The organism is Kineococcus sp. DHX-1 (assembly GCF_042473625.1).
GTDB lineage: Bacteria > Actinomycetota > Actinomycetes > Actinomycetales > Kineococcaceae > Kineococcus.
Map to the genome: position 1 here is coordinate 2016931 of NZ_CP170445.1, position 24475 is coordinate 2041405.

Below are 24475 nucleotides of genomic sequence, written 5' to 3' on the forward strand. Positions count from 1 at the left end.
GGCACGGGCCACGCGGAGCGGTCGTCGTCGCGGTGAGTGCGTCGGCCGTGCGGCGCCGCCGAGGACGTCAGGGGGTGCGGAAGCGGCGTGGTGGGGTGAGGAACCCGCGAGCTGAGGGTTCCGCGGCGTCGAGGAGGAACCGGTGGGCCCGGCCACGTGCGTCGACGGCCTCGATGCGTCGGCGTCCGACAGCCCGCACCCCGCTGAGGGCGAAGAGCGCGTGGTGGGTCCCCGACAGGCACGCAGCCTCGTCGGCGGAGAACACGACCACGTGCGTCGACGTCAGTGTCAGCACGACGGGGGCCGTGCTCCAGCGCCGGGGCCGGCGCAGGAGCGAGGACAGCGGGGGCCGGGTCCTGCGGGCGTGGCACACCCACGCGACGGGTTCCCGCAGAACGGTGCTGGCCTCCCGCCGCAGTTGTCGGTAGGGCTCGGCCGTGACGAGCAGTTCGCTGCCCACGACCGGTTCCCCGCCGCGCGGACGACCGCGCCACCTGCGCCACATCTGAGACCTCGGTGCTGTCGGGAACGTCGTCGGTCCGGCGGGGAGCGGGAGCGTCACGTCGTCGTCACGTCGTCACGTCGTCGTCGGTACGTCGCGGTCCGCGAACCCGGTCCTGCGCGACCGACTGCGGCCCCGCCGGACGGTTCGAGCCCGACTGCCCTGCCGTCTCGCCGCGGCGTGGAAGTTCGAACCGGGCGGTCGCGTCGGAGGCGCCGTTGCATGCCTGGTCCGTGGTCGACCGTGACCCGTGTCATGGCGGTCGTTCGGAGCCGAGGCTGCTGTGGTCTGGTCTGGTCCCGCGGACGTCTGCACGGTGAGGGAGGTCGGCGAGCCGTCCGGACGAGGGGCCTGACCGGTCTCGGTCTGCAGGGCGTCGAAGGTGCGGGCCCGGCCGGAGGTGGCGGCCGCAGAGGTGATGTCCCGTCGGCGCCGGGCGCGGCTGACGGTTGCCGTCCGGGTGCCGGGGACCAACGCCACAGCGGAGACCACGATGCGGTCCACCGCAGGTGGCGCCCTGGACGACGAGGTCTCGCGGGGACCCGGTCGGTCCACGACGGGTGGTCGTCGCGAACGACCCCACGGCCTGCGCGGGCGCAGTAGTTTCGCGAGGTGGTGGACACCGTGGTCGTTCCCGATGCGTCCGTCCCGGCCTCGTGGCGGGGCTGGGCCGGGTGGCGTGTCCTCCTGCTGGCCATCACCCCGCTGGTGCTGCTGGCCACGTCCTGGTGGGGCGAGCACCCGGCGACCGTGAGCGACCTCCAGGACGACGTCCTGAGCGGTCGACTCTCCCGGGTCGAGGTGTCCGGGGGCCTGGAGCGCGGATCGAGCGGGACCGCTCTGCAGGAGGTGCGGTGGCGTGCGGGGTGGCGGACCCACCACGCCCAGGTGCAGCTGACGGCCGGCACGGGGCAGCCGACCACGACCACGACCGACGACGACGGCTCACCCCTGCCGGCCACGGACCGGGACCTCGGTGCCCTGGTGCGCGGCTGGGACCCGCAGGTGCGCGTGGACCGGGTGGGCTACGCCTCCGGCGTCTCCTCCTCCGCCACGGTGCTGGGGGTGCAGGTGCCCGGGTGGGTCGGGGTGCTCACGGTGGCGCAGTGGCTGGGGGCGGTGTTCCTGCTCGTCCGCGGTGGCGAGCCGCGGTGGGTGAGCCGGTGGGGGTGGTTCTGGCTGTTCGCCCTGCCGTTCGGCGTGACGGTCTTCCTGCTGTCGTCGGGACCGTTGCCGGGCGGGCGCCACGTCCCTGCGGGGCCCGGCCGGCTGGGCGGGTGGAAGGCGTTCGTCGTGATGCTGCTGGGGACGTCGGTGGTCGGGACGTCCGGCGGGTTGTGAGCGCCCGGCCGTCCGCGACGGGCTCAGCCGACCGCAGCGTTGCGGCCCCTGCCCGCTGACAGGACGGCCTGGCCGGTCCCCGCAGGGGCCACCGTTCGTGCTCGTCGCAGCTCTTGCCGCTGCTCCTGCCGCACCGGGACCTCCGCGGCGGAGCGGGTGTCCAGGGCGGGGCGGACGACGCGGGCGGGAGACAGGTCGAAGACGTCGAGCAGGACCTGGACCGGCGGCCGGGGGTGCGTGAGGACGAAGTCACCACCGCGCCGGGTGATCGTGCGGGCAGCGCCCGCCAGGACGGCGAGGGCGGCGCAGTCCATGAAGGGGACCCGGGTGAGGTCCACGACGACGACGTCCGCCGCTTCGACGGCCTGGTCCAGGCACAGCCCGACACTGCGGCTGTTGCTGATGTCGAGTTCGCCGCGGGGACGGACCGTGCAGACGCCGGCGCGGGTGGTGGCGGTGATGCTGAAGTTCATGCGTGCCTCGCAGAGGTCGCTCGCATGGGTGCCCGCTGTCGGACAGGGGCCCACGGTAGTCGTGACCATCGCCTGCGTGAAGCCCCCGCCGACGGCCCTGGCGAGGTGGTGCAGGGGGCGTCAGGTGGAGGCGTCGTCCTCGCGCCCGGCGCCCGTCGCGTGGGCGACCGCGGTGGCGGGAACCGCCTCGTAGGCGATGACGGTGCCGCTGGCGACGTCGACGACGGGCTGGAAGCGGACGGCGAGGTCGTCGTCCGTCAGGGCGCGTCCCGTGGCGACGTGACCCGAGGCGCTGTGACCCGAGGTGACGTGGGCGGTCCTGGCCATGGCTGCTCCCGTCTCGCGAACGGTGGAGCGCTCGCCCACCGGCGACACCATCGGCACCTTCTAGAAGTTTCTGGAGTGTGAGTTCCGGCTGTTCCCCGGGGACCGGGGCTACCGCACGTGGATCGGTCAGACCAGCAGCTCACCCGGCAGCAGGGAGCCCACCCACCCGTCGCGACGCTGTCCGCGCTGCAGGAGCAGTCCGCGCACCGTGGCCTCGAGGGTGCAGCCGCACGCGAGGGCGACCCGACGGGACCCCTCGTTGCCGACGTAGGCGCTCCAGTGCACGCCCTGCAGGGCGAGGGACTCGAAGGCCCAGGCGAGCAGTCCGCGCACGGAGCGGGTCATGACCGCGTCCCCGCGGGCGTGGGGCAGCAGCCCGACGCCGAGGTCGGCCCAGCCCCCACCCTCGCCGGCCTGGTGGTGCAGGTCGACCGACCCCGCGAAGCGCCCCTCGCGCTCGACGGCGAGCGTCACCGCGCGACCTGCGTCCCAGCGCCGCCGGGACCCCTGCAGGTAGGTGTGGGCGTCGGCCGCGGTGAACGGCACCGGCATGGCCGTCCACCGCTGGTGCTCCGGGTCCCGCCCAGGGCGACCAGACCGTCGAGGTCGCGCTCGTCGAGTCGGCGCAAGCCCAGGCCCTCACCCACGGGGAGGGCCAGACGGGCGGGGAGGCGCCAGGGGGTGGGCTCGCCGGCGGTGCTCACCGGCTCGGTGTGGGCGATCGCCGGTCCCCGCGATCACGGGCGCGGGGGAGGTCCGCGATCTCGCGGGCCCCTCGCGAGGTGTCAGGGCCGGGCGGGCTCGGTGTGCGCGTTGACGGCCGCCACCAGCGCCCGGCGCGCGACCGCACCCACCTCGCGCAGCGCGACGGCCCGCGACGTCGCCTCCAGGCTCGTGATGGCGGCGCCGTCGTCCTCGGTGGCCAGGTCCACGATCGCCAGGACCCGTGCGGCGGTCTGCAGCACCCGCATGGCGCGCGGGGACGTCGCCGGCGGGACCGCGTCGGGAACCAGCGCACCGTCACGCACGGCGGCGATGCGGTCGGCGGCCTCCTCGCGCCAGCGCGCGACGTCCAGGCTCGCCAGGGCCTGCGTCGCCGTGGCCAGGGCGAGGCGCAGTTCACGCTCGGACTCGGCGACGCTGGAGCTCTCCGGCGCGCGGCGCGGGGCCGCGGAGTGCACCGTCCACGAGACGAAGGCGCCCGGCTCCAGCACCGAGCCGAAGTCGGTGACCTCCGGCACGAACGCCCAGCGGCCCTCGTGGCCGTCGACCTCCGCCACGACGCACTCACCGACCTCGAGCGCGGCGACGTTGACGGCCGGAGGGCCGGGCAGCCCGCGCGGGTCACCGGGCACGGGCAGGGCCAGCAGCAACCGGCCCCCCGGGGAGGACGCGCTGCCGGCGCCCTCGGCGAGCGCGGCGAGGAGGGTCGTGACGTCGTCGGGGACCGACCGCACCCCGGGCAGCGGGCCGGCCTCCCACCGCACGGTGTGCGGCTCGTCGTCGCGCACGACGGCGGAGACGGCGGCGGCCAGGGGGACGTCGGCGCTCAGCACGCCCGTGCCCCAGGCGGCCAACCGCGCGGAGCGGGGCAGGTCCAGCACAGCGGCGAGGATACGACTCGTTAGGGTCGCGACCATGAGCGACGTGCTGGACCTGTCCGCGGTCACCGTCCGGCGGGGGAGCAGCGTGCTGCTCGACGCCGTCGACCTGGCCGTGGGCAGCGGGGAACGCTGGGTCGTCCTGGGGCCCAACGGGGCTGGGAAGTCGACGCTGCTCTCGATCGCCGCCGGTCGCCTGTTCCCGACGTCCGGCACCGTCGGCATCCTCGGCGAGGTCCTCGGCCGCGTCGACGTCTTCGAGCTGCGCCCGCGCATCGGCCTGGCCAGCACCGCCCTGGCCGGCGCCGTGCCCAACCGCGAACGGGTCCGCGACGTCGTGGTCACCGCCGCCTACGGCGTGACGGGGCGCTGGAACGAGGAGTACGACCCCGACGACGAGGCCCGCGCGGCCGACCTGCTCGCCCTCCTCGGCGTCGCGCACCTGGCCGACCGGGCCTTCGGCACCCTCTCGGACGGCGAGCGCAAGCGCACCCAGATCGCCCGCGCGCTCATGACCGACCCCGAACTGCTCCTGCTCGACGAACCCGCCGGCGGGCTCGACCTGGGGGGCCGCGAGGACCTGCTGCGCCGGCTGACGGCGCTCGCGGGCGACCCCGACGCCCCGACGCCGGTCATGGTCACCCACCACGTCGAGGAAATCCCCGTCGGCACGACGCACGCGCTGCTGCTGCGGGCCGGGCAGGTCGTCGCGGCCGGGCCCGTCGCGCAGACGCTCACCTCGACCGCGCTGTCGGACACCTTCGGGCTGGCGCTGGAGGTCAGCGCGCGCGAGGGCCGGTACGCCGCCCGCGCCGTCTGAGGCCGCGCCGCTCGCGGCTCGTCGAGGGTCGCAGTCGGCGGACTCGACCACCACGCCGGCCACGCCGACGTCCTCCGCCGACCGGAGTGGCACGGTTGAGGTGCACCCCCCGGGCCCCGACCACCGGACCGTCGGAATCGACACCGGGCGACGACGGACCTCCGTAGGGTGGCGGACGTGGACGCGCGGACGGCGGCTCGACGCCGACGGGCACTCGGCGTGCTCGTCGCCGTCGTCGGACTCCTCGTGGTCGCGGTGCCGGCCTTCTGGTGCCTGGTGTTCGCCTACTCGTCCTTCTCCGGGTGCTTCCTCGGCTGCGGGCCGAGCGACCCCGCGAACGGGGTGCTCTGGGGCGGCAGCGCGGTCTTGCTGCTGGGCGCGGCGGTCCTGGCCGGTCGGGTGGTCGCCCGGACGCCTCGCCGACGAGCGGAACCGCCGGACGGTCCCAGGCCCTGACGCGGGTCTCGGCTCAGGGACGCAGGAGCTCGGTCTCCCAGCCGCCGGCCTCGTCGCGGGAGTAGCGCAACCGCAGGTGGTGACCCTCGGGATCGGCCTGGAAGAACTCCATCCGCCCGGCGTCCACGCCCCACAACCGCCACGTCGGGGCCGAGGCCGCGCCCGGTTCCTCCAGCTGCAGCAGCTCGCTGGGGTCGCCCAGGGCGTCGGACAGCCACACCTCGTCGTGCAGGGGGCGGCTCTGCCGGTCCTCCAGCGCCTCCGTGCGGGCGTGCGCGGACAACCGCTCGAACGCCGCGGCCGTGCGGGCCTCGTCGGCGGCGCGGACCGTGCCGCGCACCCGCACCTGCCGGCCCTGCTGCGGCCAGTGGAAGACGAGCGCCGCGACCGGTACCCGGCCCAGCTGCTTGCCCTTGGGGCTGGTCTCGCTGGCCGCGAGCCAGAACGCGTGGTCGTCGACGTCCTCGAGCAGCGTGACCCGCGCGTCGGGGCGGCCGGCGACGTCGACCGTCGCCAGCGTCATGACGTGCGCGGCGGGCACGTCGTGCGCGACGGCCTCCCGCAGCCAGAGCTCGAACAGCACGACCGGGTCGGCGGGTGCGGACCCGGGGTCGAACGCGGGCGCCTGCGGGCGGGGCCAGGACAGCTCGGCGAGGAACCCGGACAACTCACTGCGCACCCCGCGACGGTAGCCCGTCGCGGCCCCCGCCCCGGACGCGGCTCCACCGGCACCCGGGACGTGGTCCCGCAACGTCAGGGGCCGACGTCCCACAACGCGCGGTAGTACGCCGTGCGCACCGGGTCCGGGCCCACCCCGTACGCCCGCAGGAACTCCTCCTGCCGACCGGGCCCGTAGTTCCAGTCCAGGCTCATCGTCGCCACGGCGATGTCGGCCCACCGGTCGCCGAGCCCGACCCCGGACAGGTCCACCCAGGCCACGGCCTGCCCGGTCGCGTCGTCCAGCAGCGTGTTCGGCGCGCACGCGTCGCCGTGGCAGACGACGAGACGGTCCACCGGTGGCGGCTCCCGCAACGCCGAGGTGTCCCCGACCGCCTGCTCCAACCGGTACGGCACCGACCAGTCGAACGGGCAGTCCTGCACCGGCAGCTCGTCGTGCCAGCGGCGCAGCGCCCGCCCCAGGGCCGGCACCGCCACCTCCGGGCGGGCGATCCAGTCCGGGTCCACGGCCGAGCGGCCCGGCAGCGCCGACGACACCAGCCACGACCCGTCCGCGTCGGCACCGGACTCGAGCACCTCCGGCACGGGCAGCCACCGACGCGCCCACCCCGCCTTCACGGCCTCACCGGCCAGGTCCAGGGCCACCCCGGCCGGGGCCCACTTGCAGAACACCGCGCCCTGCGGCCCCTCGAGCCGGAACGTCGTGCCGCCCAGCGCGTTCACCCACGCCGCCGGCAGCGCCGCCACGTCCGGCGCGGCGCCCCAGCGCGCCAGGACCGGTCGCAACGCGGCGGGCACCGGCACCGGTCCCTCGGGCACCTGACTGATCGGGACGCTCACCCGGACCAACCTAGGGGCGGCGTCGAACCGTTTCCCGCGCTGCCTCGTGGTGTCCTCGAGAAGGCGACACGACGTGCGGGGACGTACGGGGACGCGCGGGGACGAACGGGGAGGACCAGAGGTGACCGATGCCGACGAGGAGCTCGTGCGTGCCCTGCACGACGAGCACGCCGGCGCCCTGTGGGCGTACGTGGTCTCCCTCACCGGGGACCGCGTCAGCGCCCACGACATCGTCCAGGAGACGCTCCTGCGCGCCTGGCGCCACCCCGAGTCCCTGGACCCGGCCCGCGGCTCCACCCGCGCGTGGCTGTTCACCGTCGCCCGCCGGCTCGTCATCGACGACTGGCGCTCGGCCCGCAACCGCCGCGAGAGCGTCCACGCCGACGTCCCCGACCGCGCCGTCGTGGACGAGTCCGAACAGGTGCTGCAGCAGTGGGTCGTCGCCCAGGCGCTGACCCGGCTGTCCGCCGAGCACCGCGCCGTCCTGCGCGAGTGCTACTTCGCCGGCCGCTCGGTCGCCGACGCCGCCCGCACCCTCGGCATCCCCGAGGGGACCGTGAAGTCCCGCACCCACTACGCCCTGATGAACCTCAGACTGGCCCTGCAGGAGATGGGGGTGAGCCGCTGATGAACCAGCCGTTCCACCACGAGCACCACGACCACCACGGTGGGGGTCCCGACGCCGACCCGTACGAGACGACCGCAGGCCCCTACGTCCTCGGCGCCCTGTGCCCCTCCGAACGCGCCGACTTCGAACGGCACCTGCGCACCTGCGCCGGCTGCCGGCGCAGCGTCGAGGAGCTCGCCGGCCTGCCCGGACTGCTCGCCCGCACCCCCCGCGAGGTCGTCGACACCCTCACCGAGGACGACCCCCACGCCGCCCTGCGCGAAGGCACCGGCGTCCCCGACACCGTCCTGCCCGGACTGCTGCGCGCCGTCCGCCGTCGCCGCCTGGCCCGCCGCGCGGCGCTCGCGGGCGGGCTGGTCGCCGCGGCGGGCCTCGTCGCGGCCGTGGTGACCGACGGGCTCAGCGCCGACACCCCGGCGGGAACGCCCCAGGCCCTGCCGTCGGCGTCCGCACCGGTCACGCCCGGGGAGCAGACCGGGCCGGCGTTGCCTATGGACCCCCTGGTGGCCACCCCCATCACCGCGACCGTCGCCCTCACCGAGGTCGGCTGGGGCACCAAGGTCGACCTCGTCTGCGCCTACGCCGACGCCTCGACCGCGCAGTCGTACCAGTACTCCCTCGTCGTCACCGGCACCGACGGCGGGACCCAGGAGATCGGCTACTGGACCGCGGTCCCCGGCCACGACGCCCAGCTCAGCGGGGCCACGTCCTGGACCCCGGCGCAGATCCGCAGCGTGGAGATCAAGACGACGAGCGGCCTCACCGTCCTGCGGCGCCAGGAGACGTGAGCCGCACCGAGGGGGCGGCGCGGCAGGGACGGGAGCTCAGCTCCCGAAACCCTGCGCCGCCAGCTCGTCGGCCACCCGTTGCACCATCTGCACGTACCAGTCGGCGTGGTTGTAGCGGAACACCGCCGACGCCTCGGCCTCCCGGCCCTTCCCGGCCCCGTTGGCGCACAGGTAAGCGGCCGCGGTGAACACCGCGTCCGCCGGGTCCTGCGCGTCGGTGTCCCCGTCCCCGTCGCCGTCGACCGCGTACGCCGCGAACGTCGCGGGCAGGAACTGCATCGGCCCCACCGCCCCGGCCGAACTCGGCCCGGTGTTGACGCCGTGCCCGCTCTCGACCTGACCGACCGCGGCGAGCAGCGCCGGCCGCATCCCCGGGCACGTCGCCGCCCCCCGCACGTACAGGTCGCCGTAGTCGGCCGGCACCCCGCGCGCGTGCACCGTCGCCGCACGCCCGGCCGCCGAGGCGTTCAGGGCCGCGGCCGCCGCCTGCGCCGCCGCCAACGCCGCCGCCGCGTCCTCCGCGGCCTGCAGACGGGCCGCCTCACCCTGCAACGCCTCCACGCGGGACTGCGCCAGCCGCAGCGCGTCGTCGGCGCGGCTCACCTGCGCCGCCACGTCCCGCATCGTCGCCACCGCCGCGGTCGCCCCCGACTGCGCGTCCTGGGCCCGCTGCCGGGCCGCGGACGCACCGGCCTCCTGCTGCGCCACCCGCTCGCGGTCGGTGCGGCGGACCGCCTCGAAGGCCCGCTCGGCCACCGCCGGGTCACCCCCGGAGACCGCCGAGGACAGCAGCACCAGCCCGCGACGGGCCCCGGCCGTCCCGGCGCCCAGCGCCCCGTCCATGTACAGCGACCGCACCCGCGCCGTCGCGGCGGCCTTCTCCCGCTCGGCCTGCGCCGCGGACCGGTCCGCCTCCACCTGCGCCTGCACGCTCTGGCTGACCGCCGACCCGACGGCCGCGGTGGACCGGGTCAGCTCGGCCTGCGCCCGCGCGACGGCGTCCCCCGCGGCCTGCGCCGCGCTCACCGCGGCCGCCGCGTCGGAGCGCGCCTGCGCCGCCGTCCGGCCCGGGTCGGCGCTCGCGGGAGCCGCGGCCAGCAGCCCCGCGCCGGAGGCGGCGGCGAGGAGGAGGGCGGCGGTGCGCACGCGGGCCGGTGCTCGGGTCGTCACCGGGAGGGCATCGACAGCCGGTGCGGCGCTCTTGAGGCGGGCCTGCGAGTTCCCGGACGGGCCATGCCGTGAGCAGGGCGTGATCAGGTGGTTACCCGATATGCTCGCCGGCACGACGCTGGATCCTCACACGGTTCTCGCGAGGAGGATTCATCGCCGCCGGGGTCGGGAACAGGTACGGGGGAGCGGCCGTGACGGTGTCCCGCGACGAGGGGGTGGGCAGTGGGTGCTGCGGGTGACGTGGCGCACCGGGGCAGGTGGCACCGGCGGCTGGACGCCGTCTGCGCCGACCCCGGGGCCCTGAGACTGGTCCTGCACCCCGTCGTCGACGTCGCCGCCGGCCGCGTCGCCGGGTACGAGGTCCTCAGCCGCTTCGCCTCCGACGTGCCCACCGAGCAGTGGTTCCGCGCGGCCCGCGCCCTGGGACGGGACGCCGACCTCGACCGGGTCGTCCTGGACGGTGCCCTGCGCCTGCTGCCGGACCTGCCGCCGGGCACGTTCCTCACGGTGAACGCCAGCCCGACGTCGCTGGCCGACCAGCGCGTCATGGACGTCTTGACGTCCCACGACCTCACCGGTGTGGTGCTGGAGCTGACCGAGCACGCCGACTGCGACCCGGCCCAGCTCACCGACCCGTTGCGGAGGCTGCGGGCCCGGGGGGCGCTGGTCGCCCTCGACGACGTCGGCACGGGCCACTCGGGGTTGCTGCGGATGGCCGTCGTGCGCCCGGAGATCCTCAAGGTGGACCTGCAGCTGGTCCGCGACCTGCACCGGGACCTGGTCAAGCGCTCGCTCGTGCAGTTCCTCGGCGAGTGCGCCGGCCGGCTGGACGCCTGGATCATCGCCGAGGGCGTCGAGACGGTCGACGAGCTGGACGTGCTGCGCGGCATGGGGGTCCCGCTCGTCCAGGGGTTCCTGCTGGCCCGGCCCCAGGAGGAGTTCGTGCAGCTCGGCGCGGACGCACGGCGTCTGCTGCAGGTGCCCCTGGCCACCGACGCCGCCGACGCGTTCGGGGGCCCCGAGGGTCACCACCGGTCCCGTGCGGCGGCCGGGCGCACGCGCCGGGCCCGCGACCTGACCCGGCGCACCAAGACCGACCGGAGCGTCGGCGACGCCGTCCGCTCGGCCTCCGAGCAGAGCGCCCCGGTCGTCGTCGTCGACGCCGACGACGTGCCCCGGGTCCTGGTGCTGCCGGGCGCGCGCCCCGGCGCCGTGCCGCGGGTGGAGCCGGTGGACGTCACCGTGGCCCCCGAGACGGCCGTCACCGACGTCGCCGCCCGCGCCGTCGCGCGCTCGGCCGGGGTCCGATTCGACCCCCTGGTGTGCACGGACGCCGCCGGTCGCTACGTGGGCGTCGTGGGGGTGGAGGACCTGGTGCTGGAACTGGCGGTCACCTCCGGCGGCGCCACCGCGCCGCAGGAGGCGGGAGGCTGGAGGATGGGCGCGTGAAGGCCTTCCGTTGCGGGGACGTCGTCCCCGGCTGCACGCGAGAGTTCACCGGCACCGACCGGCAGGACATCCTCGACCAGGTCGCCGAGCACGCCCGGGCCGACCACGAGGTCGAGGTCGACCTGACGCTCGCCGAGGCCGTGGAGGCCCACCTGCAGGACCGCTGACCTGCAGGGCTGAGCGGTCAGTCGGCCAGGCGGGCGGGGAAACCTCCGGTGGCGACCGGGCCCCAGCGTTCGATCGTCAGCCGCATGAGCGACTTGCCTTGCGTGCGCATGGCCTGGCGGTACTCGTCCCAGTCCGGGTGCTCGCCGGAGATGCAGCGGAAGTACTCCACGAGGGGTTCCACGGCGTCCTCGCCGTCGACGACCTCCCAGCGCCCGTCCACCTGCACCCACGCGCCGCCGAAGTCGTCCGAGAGCACGAGCACCGAGCCGCGCGGGTCGCGGCGGGCGTTGTTCGCCTTGGCGCGGTCGGGGTAGGTCGAGACCACGATCCGGCCCGACTCGTCGACGCCGGCGGTGACGGGGGAGGACTGCGGGAACCCGTCGGACCGGAACGTCGAGGCGACGACGTTGTGGCGGACGCGGACGAAGTCCAGCAGTTCGGGCAGTTCGACGCGACGCGCGGTCGCGATGGTTCGCGGGCTCATGCGACCGGACGCTACTCTGCTCGGCGCCCAGCACCACCCACCAGAACGCGAGGAGGCGTCGTGCAGACGGTCGACGGGTCCAACGACGGCACCAGCGCAGGGCCCGGCAACGGGCTCGGGACGGGGCTCAAACCCCGGCACATCACCATGATCTCCATCGCCGGCGTCATCGGCGCCGGCCTGTTCGTCGGGTCCAAGAACGCGATCGCCGAGGCGGGGCCGGGCGTCCTGATCTCCTACGCCCTCGCCGGCACCCTCGTGGTGCTCGTGATGCGCATGCTCGGCGAGATGGCCACGGCCCAGCCGGACACGGGGTCGTTCTCCACCTACGCCGACCGCGCCCTCGGCCCCTGGGCCGGGTTCAGCGTCGGTTGGCTCTACTGGTGGTTCTGGGTCCTCGTCATCCCCGTCGAGGCGACCGCGGCGGCGGACATCCTGTCCAGCTGGCTCGGCGCCCCGCAGTGGGTGTGGGCGCTGGCGGTGACGTTGCTGCTGACGGCGACGAACCTGGCCAGCGTCGGGAACTACGGCGAGTTCGAGTTCTGGTTCGCCGGCATCAAGGTCGTCGCGATCGTCGGGTTCATCGTCGTCGGGATCCTGGCGATCACCGGTGTCCTGCCCGGTTCCGACGTCCGCGGCACCCCCGGGTTGTCCCTGGCCGGCGGGTTCCTGCCGAACGGTTTCTCGGCCGTCCTGGCCGGGATGCTGCTGACGATGTTCAGCTTCATGGGGACCGAGATCGTGACGATCGCCGCGGCGGAGTCCCCGGACCCGCAGAAGGGCGTGCGGCGGGCGGTGAACTCCGTCATCGGCCGCATCGCGGTGTTCTACCTGCTCTCGATCTTCGTCGTGGTGGCCCTGGTGCCGTGGAACTCCCCGGACCTGGAGCGCGACGGGTCCTTCCAGACGACGTTGCAGACGATCGGCATCCCCGGTGCCGCGACCATCATGGACGTCGTCATCCTCACCGCCGTCGCCAGCTGCCTGAACTCGGCGCTGTACACGGCCTCCCGGATGGTGTTCTCGCTGTCCCGGCGCGGGGACGGGCCGGCGTGGTTGTCGCACGTCTCCGGTCGCGGTGTGCCGTACCCGGCGATCCTGGCCTCCACCGTCGTCGGTTTCGTCGCCGTGGTGGGGAACTACCTGCTGCCCGAGCGCATCTTCAGCATGCTGCTGGCCACCAGCGGCGCCCTGGCGCTGGTGATCTACGCGATCATCGCGCTGTCGCAGCTGTCGATGCGCCGCCGGCTCGACGCCGACGGCGTGCAGCCGGCGGTGCGGATGTGGCTGTTCCCGTGGCTGACGTACGCGGCCGTGGCGTTCATCGTCGTCGTGCTGGTCCTCATGGTGGTCCTGCCCGGGCAGCGCCTGGAACTCGTCCTCTCCCTCGTGCTGACCGCGGCGGTCGTGCTCGTCGGCGTCCGTCACCAGCGCTCGGCGTCCGCCCGTTCGGTCGACGTCAGCGGAAGGGACGTCACGGCCGAACGCTGACCGTGTCCGGCCCGCCCCGCGGGTTATGCGACCCCACCGCGGTGCCGTCCTGGCCGCGGTGGGGTTCGCCGTCGCGGGCGCGGCCCTGCACCTGCTCGGCGTCACGGGCGGGCGGGGTCCGGCGGTGCTGCCGCCCCTGCTCCTCGTGTGCGCGGCGCACCTGACCGTGCGGCGCGCCCCGCTGACCACCGCCGCCCTGGCCCGCGACGTCGACCGCGGCGCCCAGCTGGCCCGGGAACGGGCCGCGCGGGAAGCCACGTCGAGCGGCTGGCCACGGCCGCAGCAACGCCGACCTGCGTCTCCCGCCTCCTCGGCAAGCTCGGACTGACCTCCCGCACCCAGGCGGCGCTGCTCGCGCGGGGCGCGGGCCTGGCCGGACCGCGCCCTCCCGGCACACTGGGGGCGTGAAGGTCCTGCTCGTCGAGGACGAGGTCCGCCTCGCCGACACCGTCCGGCGCGGTCTGGTCGCCGAGGGCGTCACCGTCGACGTCGCCCACGACGGGAACACCGGGTACGAACGGGCCCTGCACGGGTCCCACGACGTCCTCGTCCTGGACCTCATGCTCCCGGGCCGCAACGGGTACGAGGTGTGCCGGGACCTGCGCGCGGCGGGCGTGTGGACGCCCGTCCTGGTGCTGACCGCCAAGGACGGGGAGTACGACCAGGTCGACGCGTTCGACCTCGGCGCCGACGACTACCTGACGAAGCCGTTCTCCTTCCCCGTCCTGCTGGCCCGGTTGCGGGCCCTGCACCGGCGCGGAGCCCCCGAACGACCCGTCGTCCTCACCGCCGGCGACCTCGTCCTGGACCCCGGCAGCCGCCGCGTCGAACGCGCGGGGGAGCCGGTCACGCTGACGGCCCGCGAGTTCGCCCTCCTCGAACTGCTCCTGCGCCGCCGCGACGAGGTGCTGTCCAAGACCGAGATCCTGCGCGCCGTGTGGGACCCGGTGGTCGACCACGACCCCAACGTCGTGGAGGTCTACGTCCGGTATCTGCGGAAGAAGATCGACATCCCCTTCGGCCGCAACGCCCTGCAGACCGTCCGCGGGGCCGGCTACCGGCTGGCCGCCGACGGCGGCTGATCCTCCTCCTCCCCGTCGTCCGGTCCGTCGTCCGGCTCGTCGTCCAGCGGCAGGGTCATTCGCACGCACGCCCCACCGCCAGGACGTTCCCCCACCCGCACCGTCCCACCGTGCGCGGCGACGACCTCCGCGACGATGGCCAGCCCCAGGCCCGTCCCGCCCGCGCCCCGCTGGCGGCTCTCGTCCAGGCGCACGAACCGCTCCAGCACCCGCTCGCGGTCCGCCGCCGGCACCCCCGGGCCGTCGTCGGCGACCGAGACGACCGCAACGGGACCGTCCGGTCCCCGTTCCCGCGCCACCGACAGCTCCACCAGCTGCCCGGCGTGCCGGGCCGCGTTGTCGACGAGGTTGCGCACCGATCGCGCCAGCGCGCCCGCGTCCCCCCGCACCCGCGCCGGCACCGTCGTCACCTGCACCCGCAGCACCGCACCTCCTGGCCGGTCCCCGCCCAGGGTCCGCGCCCGCACGGCCTCGGCCTCGACGACCTCGTCGAGGTCCACCTCCGCGGGCGCCGCCGCCACCAGCCGGCCCTCGTCGGCGCGGGCCAGCAGCAGCAGGTCGCCCACGAGCCCCTCCAGGCGCCCGCTCTCGGACGCCACCAGGTCCGCGAACTCGGGGTCGACCTGCCCGCGCCACACGTGCGCCGCCGCCCGCAACGTCGCCACCGGCGAGCGCAGCTCGTGGCTGGCGTCGGCCACGAACCGCCGCTGGGAACGCTGGGAGGCCTCCAACCGCGCGAGCATCGAGTTCATCGTCACCGCCAGCCGCGACACCTCGTCGTCCCCGGCCGGCACCGGCACCCGCCCGTCCAGCCCGGTGGCCGTGATGCCCTGCACCGTGGACCGGATCGCCTCCACCGGCCGCAACGACCGCCCCACGAACGTCCACGTCGCGACCGCGATCGCCCCCAGCAGGACCGGTGTGCCCACCGCGAGCAACGCGGCCGCGACGCCCAGGACCCGTTCGGCGTCCTGCGTGCTCTCCGCCGCGACCACCCAGAACCGCTGACCGGCCACCTCGGCGCCGAGCACCGTCACCACCCAGGGCGCCGACCCGTCCAGCTGCGGCAGGTCCACCGTCTCGCGCGCGACCCCCGCCTCACCCGGCCGCAGCGCCGTCAGCGCCGGCTGCCCCTGCAGGGCCGTGCTCGAGACCACCACCCGCCCGTCGGCGCGCACCACCTGCACGTGGGAACCGCGGTCGGCGTCCGCGCCGACCACCGAGCGCAGTTGCTCCCCGACGTCCCCCCGTTCCAGCGCCTCCGGCGTCACCGCCAACCGCACCAGCCGGGCCTGCAGCAGACCCGTCTCCGCGTCCGCCGTCGTCAGCGCGTGCCGGACGACGGCCAGCCCCACGAAGGCGCCGGAGACCACCAGCACCGCCAGCAACCCCGTCGCCGCCACCGTGGAGCGGACCCGCACCCCCGCCCCGCGCCACCACCCGATCACCGCTCTACCACGGCACCAGCATGCCGTTCCGGCAACCCCACCACGTCCCGTTGAGCTGCAGCGCGCTGCAGCACCTAGCGTCGGGGCATGCAGTTCCCTCCTCGCCAGTCCCGCTCGTGCACGGAGTCCCGCTCGTGAGCATGGAGAACGTCGCCCACACCGCGCTGTGGAAGGCGATGAGCGCCCCCGACGGCGCCCCCGGGGGCCGGCCCTTCCGCCCCACCACCCCCCGCCGCGTCCTGGCCATGGCCCGCGAACGGTCCCGCCTGCTCGCCCTGTTCATCGTCGGCAGCGTCGTCCTGGCCGTCCTCGCCGTCGCCACCCCCGTCCTGGCCGGTCGCGTCATCGAGGCCGTCGCCGGCGACGACCGCTCCCGCGTCGTCACCCTCGCGCTGCTCATCGCGGCCGTCGCCGTGGCCGAGGCCGCCCTCGGCCTCGTCGTGCGCTGGCTGTCCGCCACCCTCGGCGAGGACCTCATCCTCGACCTGCGCACCCGCGTCTTCGACCACGTCCAGCGCATGCCCGTCGCCTTCTTCACCCGCACCCGCACCGGCGCCCTGGTCAGCCGCCTCAACAACGACGTCCTCGGAGCGCAGCGCGCCTTCAGCGACACCCTGTCCGGCATCGTCTCCAACGTCGTCGCCGTCGCCCTCACCGCCGTCGTCATGATCGGCATCTCCTGGCGGATCACGGTCCTCGCACTGGTGCTGCTGCCCGTCTTCCTGCTGCCCGCCCGCCGCTTCGGCCGCTCCCTGGCCCTGCTCGCCCGCCGCGCCGCCCACCTGAACGCCGCGATGATCAACCAGACGACCGAACGCTTCTCCGCCCCCGGGGCCACCCTCGTCAAGCTCTTCGGCCGCCCCGACGACGAGTCCCGCGCCTTCGCCGGCGCCGCCCGCGCCGTCCGCGACATCGGCGTCACCACGGCCGTGCGGCGCAGCGTCTTCGTCACCGCCCTCACGCTCGTCTCCGCCCTCGCCCTCGCCGTCGTCTACGGCGTCGGCGGGGTCGCCGCCATCGCCGGCACCCTCGACGCCGGCAGCATCGTCACCCTCGCCCTCCTGCTCACCCGCCTCTACGCCCCCCTCACGGCGCTCGCCAGCGCCCGCGCCGACGTCACCAGCGCCCTCGTGAGCTTCGACCGCGTCTTCGAGGTCCTCGACCTCGTCCCGCTCGTGCGCGAACGCCCCGACGCCCACCCCCTGCCCGACGGACCCGTCGCCGTCGAGTTCGACCACGTGGGCTTCGGCTACCCCGCCGCCTCCGACGTCTCCCTCGCCTCCCTGGAGGACGTCGCCACCCTCGACACCCGCGGCGGCGTCCCCGTCCTGCACGACGTGTCCTTCCGCGTCGAACCCGGCCAGGTCGTCGCCCTCGTCGGCTCCTCCGGGGCCGGGAAGTCCACCCTCGCCCAGCTCCTGGCCCGCCTGTACGACGTCGACTCCGGCACCGTCCGCGTCGGCGGCCACGACGTCCGCGACCTCACCGCGGAGTCGCTGCGCCGCACCGTCGGCGTCGTCACCCAGGACGGGCACCTGTTCCACGAGTCCCTGCGCTCGAACCTGCAGCTGGCCCGCCCCGACGCCACCGACGAGCAGATCCTCGACGCCCTGCACCGCGCCCGCCTCGCCGACCTCGTCGCCGCGCTGCCCGAGGGCCTGGACACCGTCGTGGGGGAGCGCGGGTACCGCTTCTCCGGCGGGGAACGGCAACGGCTCACCATCGCCCGCCTGCTCCTGGCCCACCCGCGGATCGTCGTCCTCGACGAGGCCACCGCCCACCTCGACAACGCCTCCGAGGTCGCCGTCCAGGCCGCCCTCGACGAAGCCCTCGAAGGCCGCACCGCCATCGTCATCGCCCACCGGCTCTCCACCGTCCGCAACGCCGACCAGATCCTCGTCCTCGAAGCCGGCCGCATCGTCGAACGCGGCACCCACCGCGAACTGCTCGCCCTCGGCGGCCGCTACGCCGAACTGCACCGGCACGGGGGACCGCAGCGGGAGGACGAGGAGGAGACCCCCGCCGTGGGCCTCACCCCCTGAGCACCCGCTCCACGAACCCCGCCTTGGCCGCCGTGCACGCCGCCCGGTCCGCGCCGTGCACGGCGGCCAACGACGACTTCAACGCCCCGTACTGCGCCCGCAATGACGCGCTGTCCCGCAACGCTTCCCGGAAACCCAGGTAGGCCCGCCACCGGGGACCGTCGTCCACCACGACGTGGAGGAGGTGGGTGCCGTCACCGCCGTGCCGGGGACGAGGTCGTCGGGGATGCCCACGTCCCCCGGGAAGTCGTACCCCAACCCCGCCATCGACGGCACCAACGCCTCCGCGTCCGCCAGGTCCCGCACCCCCACCGCCAGGTCCACCACCGGCTTGGCCGCCAACCCCGGCACCGCCGTGCTGCCCACGTGCTCCACCCGCACCACCCACGGCGCCCCCGCCGCCAGCACCCGCACCGCCTCCCGCCGGCCCTCCCGCGCCCACCCCGGATCGTGCGGGACCACCCGCACCTCGCCGTCCCGCAGCCCCAGTCCCACCACTCGAGGGTGCCAGCTGCCACACTCCGAGACGTGGCCGTCCACCACCCCGCGACCATCACCCCCACCAAGCGCGACCTGCTGCAGGCCTGGGTGCCCCACCAGCCGTGGACCGGGGGAGGCGACCTCACAGAGCTCACCCCCGTCGGCTCCTACCGCTTCGACGACCCCGACGGCGAGGTCGGCATGGAGACCCACCTCCTCGCCACCCCCGACGGCCGCGTCCTGCAGGTGCCCCTGACGTACCGCGGAACCCCCGGACCGCCCGACACCCTCGTCACCACCATGACCCACACCACCCTCGGCGACCGGTGGATCCACGACGGCTGCCACGACCCCGTCCTGCTCACCGCCCTCGCCACCACCGTCCTGCACGGCGGACGCGAAGCCGACCTGTACGAAGCCACCCCCGACGGGCTCACCCTCCTGCCCGCCACCACCCACGTCCGCGGCGACGGCCCCACCCCCGGCGCCCCCACGCACCCCGGCGACTGGACCCACCCGCACGTCGAGCACACCGGCACCACCACCGTCGTCCGCGCCCCCGCCACAACCACGGCCTGCGCCTCGTCCTGCCCCGCGTCCTGCCCCGCGTCGTGCACCCCGTCCCCGTACCAGGCGCCACGCTGCGCGGCACCTGGCCCGGCCAGGACACCCCCGTCGTCCTCGCCGTCCTCACCCCCGACCCACCCCCGACCCCCTGACGATCACCCGCCCGGGCGGTCCTGCCCCCGAGCACCCACCCCCACCCACCCCGGGGTGGTGCAATGAACGGGTGTCCTGGCACCACCCGTCCCCGCCACCCGGCCCGCCCACCGCGCCGTACGGCCCCCCGCCCCACCGGGCCGCGCCCTCCCCGGCGCTCGCGATCGTCGGCCTCTGCACCGGCATCGCCTCCCTCGCCCTCGTGCCCCTCCTCGGCCCCTTCGCCATCGCCCTCGGCATCGCCGGCGTCGTCACCGGCGGCATCGCCCTCGGCCGCCGCCTGCCCGGCCGCGGCATGGCGCTCGCGGGCGTCATCACGGGAGCGGTCGGGACGGTCGTCGCGATCGTCGTCACCGTGGTGATCTTCGTGACCTACGGCGCGCTCTTCCTCGCCGTGGCGCTGTCGCCCTCCGGGTGGGACACGGGAGGTACGACCGCCCCCGACGAGGGGCAGTCGGCGGGGGAGCACGCCTTCGGCGAGACCGCCGAGCTCGACGAGTACACCGTGAGCGTCGACGGGGTCAGCACCCGCGGGGACGTCGTCTTCGCCGACCTCACGGTCCAGTTCACCGGCAGCGGTTCCGGCGACTCCTACGAGGACCTCTACGGCTACCTCTACGACGTCGACGGCTACGAGTACGACGCGACGGACTGCATCCAGACGCTCTCACCCGACGCCGCCGACCTGCCGGACCTGGACCCGGGGCAGAGCGCCACGTTCCAGATGTGCTTCGAGGGCGTCCAAGACCCGACCGGCCTCTGGATCGAGGTGGAGGACGAGGCGCAGAGGACCTACGCGGGCTGGACGGACCCCGCCACGCTCGAGGGCTCCTCCGCGGGTGCTGGAGGGATGGTCTGACGTCTGGGCGGCAGATCTTCGGAAACGGTCACCGAAAAGCGTGACGACTGCTTGACTGGCTGTGATCCAACGAGATCACAACAGATGCACAGGAGTCTCCGCATGTCGCAGTTCGTCGCCCCACCGCCGCCGCAGTCCGTCCCCACCCGGGGCAAGGGGCTCGCGGTGGCCGCCCTCGTCCTCGGCATCGTCGCCGCGGCGGGATGCCTCGTACCCCTCCTCAACATCGGCAGCATCGTGCTGGCCGTCGTGGGGCTCGTGCTGGGCATCATCGCCCTGGCCCGCCGCGCCGACGGCAAGGGGCTGTCGATCGCCGGCGTGGTCCTGTCCGCTGCCGCGATCGTGGTCGCGATCGCGGTCAACGTCGCAGCCGGGGCGGCGCTCACCGCGGTCGACGAGGCGGTGGACCAGGCGTCGGCCGACGCGACCAACGGGTACAGCACGGTGGAACCGGAGGCTGCCGAGGAGGCCGCCGCGTCCGCGCTCGCCCTGGGTGCGCCGGCCGAGGTCGGCGACTACTCCGTGACCGTCACCGCGGTGAACCAGGACGCCACCCAGGTCATCGCCGACGCCAACTCCTTCAACGAGGCGGCCGACGGGCGGTACGTCCTCGTCGACCTGACCGCGACCTACAACGGTGACCAGCCCGAAGCGAACCCGTGGATCGACCTCACGACCGGTTTCCAGGGCACGGACGCCCGCAACTACTCGACGACGTCCTGCGACGCCGTCGTCCCGAACTCCGCTGTCGAGCAGCCCGGTCTGCGGGCAGGGGGGACGGCGTCGTACCAGGTGTGCTTCGACGTCCCCGTCGAGGCCATCGCCGGCGGTCTGGTGTCGGTCGAGCAGTTCGCGAACTTCCAGGACGACCAGGTGGCGTGGAAGCTCGGCTGAGCTAGTCCCCGAGGACCTTCCGGCACAGCCGTTCCAGCTCGGCCAGCTCGTCGGCCGAGAGCGCCGAGAATTCCCGGGCGATGCCGGCCGCGTGCCGGCCACCGATCTCGCGCTGCGCCGCGGCGCCGTCGTCGGTCAGCACGACGACGACGCCGCGGCCGTCGTGCGGGTCGGGTTCGCGGGTCAGCAGACCGCGCGCGGCGAGACGGTCGACGAGCCGGCTCAGCGAGGGTTGCGGGAGGTAGACCTCCTCCGACAACCCCCCGAGCCGGCACCGTCCGCCGGAGCGGGCGAGCGTGTAGAGCACGTCGTACTCCCGCACGCTCAGCCCGCCCCACACGTCCTGCGTGTCGAACCGCCGCAGCAGCGTCGCCTGCAACCGGAACACCTGCTCCCAGGCCCCGACCGCGGCCCGGGTCCGGCCGTCAGGCACCGGGCGCGGCGAGGGCCGCCTTCGCCGCGGCGCGGGACGCGTGCGAGGGCGGGTCGCTCGGCACGCCCGCCGGCCGACGGGCCTCGAACTCCTTGCGCAGCGCGGGGACCACGTGCTCACCGAGCATGTCGAGCTGCTCCAGGACCGTCTTCAGCGGCAACCCGGCGTGGTCCATGAGGAACATCTGGCGCTGGTAGTCGCCGAAGAACTCCTGGAACGTCAGCGTCTTCTCGACGACCTGGTCGGGCGTGCCCACGGTGAGCGGGGTCTGCCGGGTGAACTCCTCCAGCGACGGCCCGTTCCCGTAGACCGGGGCGTTGTCGAAGTAGGGGCGGAACTCGCGCACCGCGTCCTGGGAGTTCTTCGCCATGAACACCTGGCCGCCGAGGCCCACGATCGCCTGCTCCGGCGTGCCGTGCCCGTAGTGGGCGTAGCGCTCCCGGTAGAGGGTGATGAGCCGGATGTAGTGCTCCTTGGGCCAGAAGATGTTGTTGGCGAAGTAGCCGTCCCCGAAGTAGGCGGCGATCTCGGCGACCTGCGGGGTCCGGATCGACCCGTGCCAGACGAAGGGCGGCACACCGTCCAGCGGGCGCGGGGTCGAGGTGAAGCCCTGCAGCGGCGTCCGGAACTCGCCCTGCCAGTCGACGACCTCCTCGTCCCACAGGCGGCGCAGCAGCTGGTAGTTCTCGACCGTCAGCTCGACCCCGCGGCGGGGGTCCTGCCCGAACCAGGGGTAGAGCCGGCCGTCGTTCCCGCGGCCGAGGACCAGGTCGACGCGGCCCTCGCTGAGGTGCTGGAGCATCGCGTAGTCCTCGGCCATCCGCACCGGGTCGTTGGTGGTGATGTGCGCGATGGACGTCGAGACGGTCAGGCGGGTGGTGCGCGCGGCGATCCACCCCAACAGGGTCGTCATGGCGGACGGCACGAACGGGGGGTTGTGGTGCTCACCGACCGCGAAGACGTCCAGGCCCACCTGCTCGGCGTGCTCGGCCATCGTCACCAGCGCCTTGATGCGCTCGTGCTCGGTCGGCGCACGGCCGGTGGTGGGGTCGGGCGTGATGTCGCCGACGCTGAAGATCCCGAACTGCATGTCGCGCTCCTCGTCGAAGTCCATGCGTCTGCATGTATCTGCTTGAAGAGTACACGACCCGGATCTGTTCCCCGCGGGTCAGCCTCGCCGGGCGAGCCGGGACTTCCGGTAGCCGTAGGCGAAGTACACGGCCAGGCCGAGGAGCATCCAGATCCCCAGCCGGATCCAGCTCAGGCCGGGCAGGAAGCCCATGAGCACCAGGGCCAGGACCGCCGAGACGATCGGCAGCACCGGGACCCAGGGCATCCGGAACGCCCGCGGCAGGTCCGGGCGCGTGCGGCGCAGGACGACGACGCCCACGGAGACCAGGACGAAGGCGAAGAGCGTGCCGATGTTCACCATCTCGGCCAGGTCGGAGATCGGGGTCACGGCGGCGACCACGGCCACGACGACTCCGGTGACGGCCGTGATGCGCAGCGGGACCCCGGTGCGGCCGTCGACCTTGGAGAACCACGACGGGATGAGCCGGTCCCGCGCCATCGCGAAGAGCACCCGGTTCTGGCCGAGCATGAGCACCATCATGACCGTCAGCAGGCCGACGACGGAGCCCACGCTGATGAGCGTGGCGACGACGTCCGCGCCGACGGCCCGGAACGCGTTGGCCAGGGGCGCCTCGACCGAGATCTGGTCGTACTTGACCATGCCGGTCACGACGAGGGAGACCAGGACGTAGAGGACGGTGCAGATCGCCAGCGAGCCGAAGATGCCCCGCGGGACGTCGCGCTGCGGGTTCTTCGTCTCCTCCGCGGCCGTCGCCACGATGTCGAAGCCGATGAACGCGAAGAACACCAGCGCGGCGGCGGTGAGGACACCGCCGAGGCCGAAGGTCCCCAGCGGGACCCCGAGGTCCTGCCAGAGCGAGGGGTCCGGCGGGGTGCTCACGGCGCCGCGCGACCCCGTCGGCGGGACGAAGGGCGACCAGTTCGACACCTTGACGAAGAACAACCCCGCGACGATGACGACGGCCACGACGGTGAGCTTGATCGCCACGACGACGGCGTTCACCCGCGCCGACGTCTTGGTCCCCACGCACAGCACCGCGGTGAGGAGCAGGATGACGGCCGCGGCGATGAGGTTCGGCTGCGTGGGGGAGGGCTCGGTGGAGTACAGCCAGTCCGGCACGTGCAGGCCCAGCGTCTGGCTGAGCAGGTCCGCGGCGTAGCTGGACCACCCGACCGCGACGGTCGCCGCGCCCAGGGCCAGCTCCAGGATGAGGTCCCAGCCGATGATCCAGGCGACGACCTCGCCGAGGCTGGCGTAGGAGAACGTGTAGGCCGAGCCGGCGACGGGGACGGTCGAGGCGAACTCGGCGTAGCAGAGCGCCGCCAGCGCGCAGACGACGCCGGCGATGACGAACGACAACGTCACGGCCGGTCCGGCGCGGGTGCCGGCGGCCTCCCCGGTGAGGACGAAGATCCCCGTCCCGATGACGACGCCGACACCGAAGACGGTGAGGTCCCAGGCACCGAGCGTCTTCTTGAGCCGGTGCTCGGGTTCGTCCGTCGTCGCGATCGCGTCCTCGACGCTCTTCGTCCGGAAGATGCCCACGGACGGCGACGGTAGGCCGCTCAGGCCGTGCGTGCGACCCGGATGATCTTGCGGCGGAGCCACACCTTGCGGCTGCCCCCCATGTACAGGCGGACCCTGGCCAGCTCCCAGCGCCCGTACTCGGCGTGCTCGGTGAGCAGGCGCCGGGCGTCGCTGCGGGAGGTCTCCCGGGACAGCGTCAGCACCCGGTACTCGTACTCCTCCGGCGTCCCCGGACCCGACGTGCGGCCCGTGGTGCGGCCGTCCCGGCGACCGGTCGACCGTTCGGGCGTGTTCCCCTCGTGCGCAGCCATCGGGACCATGATGCACCCGGTGGGGCGGGCTCACCCGTTCCCGGTACGGTCGGACCATGACGCCCGACCCGCGCGCGGCCCTGGCCCGACTCGTGGCCGCCCTCGAGGACCACCTCGCCGCCGCCGCCAACCGGCGCGGTGAGACCGACCCCGCCGTCGCCGACGCCTACCAGCGCGTGGCGGACGCCTTCGAGGTGTACGAGGAGGCGATCTACGACGCCTACGACGAGGTCACGCCCTTCGTCCTCTACGACGACGTCGAGGACGAGCGTGACGACGACGACGACGACGACGAAGACGACGAGGATGAGGACGCCGACGAGGCGGACGACGAGGACGAGGCCCCCAAGCCTCTCTGACCGTCCCGTGT

General features: G+C 74.4%; 30 protein-coding genes and 1 pseudogene. 15 read left to right on the top strand and 16 right to left on the bottom strand.

The features are described 5' to 3' along the window. Positions 1 to 67: 67 nt before the first annotated feature. A complete protein-coding gene (locus ACFEMC_RS09690; RefSeq protein WP_380175828.1) occupies positions 68 to 460 on the bottom strand; it encodes a hypothetical protein in 393 nt (130 codons plus the stop codon). Positions 461 to 1126: 666 nt separating this feature from the next. On the opposite strand from ACFEMC_RS09690, the gene ACFEMC_RS09695 reads away from it, so the two are divergent. Further along, entirely contained in the window at positions 1127 to 1843 is a 717-nt protein-coding gene (locus ACFEMC_RS09695) for a hypothetical protein (RefSeq protein ID WP_380175830.1), read from the top strand. A gap of 23 nt (positions 1844 to 1866) precedes the next feature. On the opposite strand, the gene ACFEMC_RS09700 is transcribed toward ACFEMC_RS09695, so the two are convergent. From ACFEMC_RS09700 to ACFEMC_RS09715, 4 genes and pseudogenes are all read right to left on the bottom strand, one after another. Next, positions 1867 to 2316, bottom strand: coding sequence for an anti-sigma factor antagonist (locus ACFEMC_RS09700; RefSeq protein WP_380175831.1), 450 nt, complete (start codon positions 2314 to 2316; stop codon positions 1867 to 1869). A gap of 120 nt (positions 2317 to 2436) precedes the next feature. Next, entirely contained in the window at positions 2437 to 2643 is a 207-nt protein-coding gene (locus tag ACFEMC_RS09705) for a hypothetical protein (RefSeq protein WP_380175833.1), read from the bottom strand. A 126-nt stretch (positions 2644 to 2769) separates the two neighbouring features. Further along, positions 2770 to 3210 (bottom strand): annotated as a pseudogene (locus ACFEMC_RS09710) (GNAT family N-acetyltransferase); the annotation flags it as partial. 218 nt (positions 3211 to 3428) lie between these two features. Beyond that, positions 3429 to 4247: a hypothetical protein gene (locus ACFEMC_RS09715; protein WP_380175835.1), complete on the bottom strand. Its 819-nt coding sequence runs from the start codon at positions 4245 to 4247 to the stop codon at positions 3429 to 3431. A gap of 34 nt (positions 4248 to 4281) precedes the next feature. Between ACFEMC_RS09715 and ACFEMC_RS09720 the strand changes: the two genes are divergently transcribed. Beyond that, the gene (locus ACFEMC_RS09720; RefSeq protein WP_380175837.1) at positions 4282 to 5064 is read left to right on the top strand and encodes an ABC transporter ATP-binding protein; all 783 of its coding nucleotides are present in this window, start codon (positions 4282 to 4284) and stop codon (positions 5062 to 5064) included. 177 nt (positions 5065 to 5241) lie between these two features. After that, the gene (locus ACFEMC_RS09725; protein ID WP_380175839.1) at positions 5242 to 5520 is read left to right on the top strand and encodes a hypothetical protein; all 279 of its coding nucleotides are present in this window, start codon (positions 5242 to 5244) and stop codon (positions 5518 to 5520) included. A 13-nt stretch (positions 5521 to 5533) separates the two neighbouring features. Here ACFEMC_RS09725 and ACFEMC_RS09730 read toward each other — a convergent pair whose 3' ends face one another. Next, entirely contained in the window at positions 5534 to 6199 is a 666-nt protein-coding gene (locus tag ACFEMC_RS09730; protein ID WP_380175841.1) for a pyridoxal 5'-phosphate synthase, read from the bottom strand. Positions 6200 to 6273: 74 nt separating this feature from the next. Beyond that, complete coding sequence (locus tag ACFEMC_RS09735) at positions 6274 to 7038, bottom strand: phosphotransferase (protein WP_380175843.1); 765 nt, start codon at positions 7036 to 7038, stop codon at positions 6274 to 6276. A 121-nt stretch (positions 7039 to 7159) separates the two neighbouring features. Here ACFEMC_RS09735 and ACFEMC_RS09740 point away from each other — a divergent pair, with 121 nt between their 5' ends. Both ACFEMC_RS09740 and ACFEMC_RS09745 read left to right on the top strand, forming a co-directional pair. Further along, positions 7160 to 7666 carry a sigma-70 family RNA polymerase sigma factor gene (locus ACFEMC_RS09740; protein ID WP_367638899.1) on the top strand — a complete coding sequence of 169 codons (507 nt, stop codon included), beginning with the start codon at positions 7160 to 7162 and terminating at the stop codon, positions 7664 to 7666. Continuing rightward, on the top strand, positions 7666 to 8454 hold the full coding sequence (locus tag ACFEMC_RS09745; protein ID WP_380175845.1) for an anti-sigma factor family protein: 789 nt from the start codon (positions 7666 to 7668) through the stop codon (positions 8452 to 8454). Before ACFEMC_RS09740 ends, ACFEMC_RS09745 begins: the two co-directional genes overlap by 1 nt. A gap of 36 nt (positions 8455 to 8490) precedes the next feature. On the opposite strand, the gene ACFEMC_RS09750 is transcribed toward ACFEMC_RS09745, so the two are convergent. Further along, a complete protein-coding gene (locus ACFEMC_RS09750) occupies positions 8491 to 9624 on the bottom strand; it encodes a lytic murein transglycosylase (RefSeq protein WP_380175847.1) in 1134 nt (377 codons plus the stop codon). A gap of 222 nt (positions 9625 to 9846) precedes the next feature. On the opposite strand from ACFEMC_RS09750, the gene ACFEMC_RS09755 reads away from it, so the two are divergent. Together ACFEMC_RS09755 and ACFEMC_RS09760 are read left to right on the top strand one after the other, a co-directional pair. Beyond that, the gene (locus tag ACFEMC_RS09755; protein WP_380175849.1) at positions 9847 to 11073 is read left to right on the top strand and encodes an EAL domain-containing protein; all 1227 of its coding nucleotides are present in this window, start codon (positions 9847 to 9849) and stop codon (positions 11071 to 11073) included. Then, a complete protein-coding gene (locus tag ACFEMC_RS09760) occupies positions 11070 to 11240 on the top strand; it encodes a DUF1059 domain-containing protein (protein ID WP_380175851.1) in 171 nt (56 codons plus the stop codon). Before ACFEMC_RS09755 ends, ACFEMC_RS09760 begins: the two co-directional genes overlap by 4 nt. Positions 11241 to 11257: 17 nt before the next feature. On the opposite strand, the gene ACFEMC_RS09765 is transcribed toward ACFEMC_RS09760, so the two are convergent. Continuing rightward, positions 11258 to 11725, bottom strand: a complete 468-nt coding sequence (locus ACFEMC_RS09765) for a PPOX class F420-dependent oxidoreductase (protein WP_380175853.1) — start codon at positions 11723 to 11725, stop codon at positions 11258 to 11260. 60 nt (positions 11726 to 11785) lie between these two features. Here ACFEMC_RS09765 and ACFEMC_RS09770 point away from each other — a divergent pair, with 60 nt between their 5' ends. The 3 genes from ACFEMC_RS09770 to ACFEMC_RS09780 all read left to right on the top strand — a co-directional run bounded on the left by ACFEMC_RS09770 (position 11786) and on the right by ACFEMC_RS09780 (position 14298). Further along, entirely contained in the window at positions 11786 to 13216 is a 1431-nt protein-coding gene (locus ACFEMC_RS09770; RefSeq protein ID WP_380175855.1) for an amino acid permease, read from the top strand. A gap of 25 nt (positions 13217 to 13241) precedes the next feature. Beyond that, on the top strand, positions 13242 to 13544 hold the full coding sequence (locus ACFEMC_RS09775; protein WP_380175857.1) for a hypothetical protein: 303 nt from the start codon (positions 13242 to 13244) through the stop codon (positions 13542 to 13544). Between the two features lie 76 nt (positions 13545 to 13620). After that, positions 13621 to 14298 (top strand): response regulator transcription factor, encoded by a 678-nt coding sequence (locus tag ACFEMC_RS09780; RefSeq protein WP_380175859.1) that lies wholly within the window; start codon positions 13621 to 13623, stop codon positions 14296 to 14298. Here ACFEMC_RS09780 and ACFEMC_RS09785 read toward each other — a convergent pair. Beyond that, a complete protein-coding gene (locus ACFEMC_RS09785; protein ID WP_380175861.1) occupies positions 14271 to 15746 on the bottom strand; it encodes a sensor histidine kinase in 1476 nt (491 codons plus the stop codon). The genes ACFEMC_RS09780 and ACFEMC_RS09785 overlap by 28 nt on opposite strands. Positions 15747 to 15886: 140 nt before the next feature. On the opposite strand from ACFEMC_RS09785, the gene ACFEMC_RS09790 reads away from it, so the two are divergent. Next, positions 15887 to 17788 (top strand): ABC transporter ATP-binding protein, encoded by a 1902-nt coding sequence (locus tag ACFEMC_RS09790; RefSeq protein WP_380176707.1) that lies wholly within the window; start codon positions 15887 to 15889, stop codon positions 17786 to 17788. Here ACFEMC_RS09790 and ACFEMC_RS09795 read toward each other — a convergent pair. Both ACFEMC_RS09795 and ACFEMC_RS09800 read right to left on the bottom strand, forming a co-directional pair. Next, entirely contained in the window at positions 17778 to 17927 is a 150-nt protein-coding gene (locus ACFEMC_RS09795; protein WP_380176709.1) for a GrpB family protein, read from the bottom strand. The genes ACFEMC_RS09790 and ACFEMC_RS09795 overlap by 11 nt on opposite strands. Further along, positions 17867 to 18283 carry a GrpB family protein gene (locus ACFEMC_RS09800; protein ID WP_380175863.1) on the bottom strand — a complete coding sequence of 139 codons (417 nt, stop codon included), beginning with the start codon at positions 18281 to 18283 and terminating at the stop codon, positions 17867 to 17869. Before ACFEMC_RS09800 ends, ACFEMC_RS09795 begins: the two co-directional genes overlap by 61 nt. A 33-nt stretch (positions 18284 to 18316) precedes the next feature. On the opposite strand from ACFEMC_RS09800, the gene ACFEMC_RS09805 reads away from it, so the two are divergent. From ACFEMC_RS09805 to ACFEMC_RS09815, 3 genes are all read left to right on the top strand, one after another. Beyond that, positions 18317 to 19054 carry a hypothetical protein gene (locus ACFEMC_RS09805; protein WP_380175865.1) on the top strand — a complete coding sequence of 246 codons (738 nt, stop codon included), beginning with the start codon at positions 18317 to 18319 and terminating at the stop codon, positions 19052 to 19054. Positions 19055 to 19058: 4 nt separating this feature from the next. After that, positions 19059 to 19847 (top strand): DUF4190 domain-containing protein, encoded by a 789-nt coding sequence (locus tag ACFEMC_RS09810; protein WP_367638885.1) that lies wholly within the window; start codon positions 19059 to 19061, stop codon positions 19845 to 19847. 102 nt (positions 19848 to 19949) lie between these two features. Beyond that, positions 19950 to 20741: a DUF4190 domain-containing protein gene (locus ACFEMC_RS09815; protein WP_367638884.1), complete on the top strand. Its 792-nt coding sequence runs from the start codon at positions 19950 to 19952 to the stop codon at positions 20739 to 20741. Between the two features lies 1 nt (position 20742). Here ACFEMC_RS09815 and ACFEMC_RS09820 read toward each other — a convergent pair whose 3' ends face one another. From ACFEMC_RS09820 to ACFEMC_RS09835, 4 genes are all read right to left on the bottom strand, one after another. Further along, a complete protein-coding gene (locus ACFEMC_RS09820; RefSeq protein WP_367638883.1) occupies positions 20743 to 21174 on the bottom strand; it encodes a MarR family winged helix-turn-helix transcriptional regulator in 432 nt (143 codons plus the stop codon). Continuing rightward, positions 21167 to 22264, bottom strand: a complete 1098-nt coding sequence (locus tag ACFEMC_RS09825) for an LLM class flavin-dependent oxidoreductase (RefSeq protein WP_367638917.1) — start codon at positions 22262 to 22264, stop codon at positions 21167 to 21169. Before ACFEMC_RS09825 ends, ACFEMC_RS09820 begins: the two co-directional genes overlap by 8 nt. A 78-nt stretch (positions 22265 to 22342) precedes the next feature. Next, complete coding sequence (locus ACFEMC_RS09830) at positions 22343 to 23812, bottom strand: amino acid permease (RefSeq protein ID WP_380175868.1); 1470 nt, start codon at positions 23810 to 23812, stop codon at positions 22343 to 22345. A 20-nt stretch (positions 23813 to 23832) separates the two neighbouring features. Next, a complete protein-coding gene (locus ACFEMC_RS09835; protein WP_380175870.1) occupies positions 23833 to 24105 on the bottom strand; it encodes a DUF5703 family protein in 273 nt (90 codons plus the stop codon). A gap of 56 nt (positions 24106 to 24161) precedes the next feature. Here ACFEMC_RS09835 and ACFEMC_RS09840 point away from each other — a divergent pair, with 56 nt between their 5' ends. Further along, positions 24162 to 24464, top strand: a complete 303-nt coding sequence (locus ACFEMC_RS09840; protein ID WP_380175872.1) for a primosomal protein — start codon at positions 24162 to 24164, stop codon at positions 24462 to 24464. Positions 24465 to 24475: the final 11 nt, after the last annotated feature.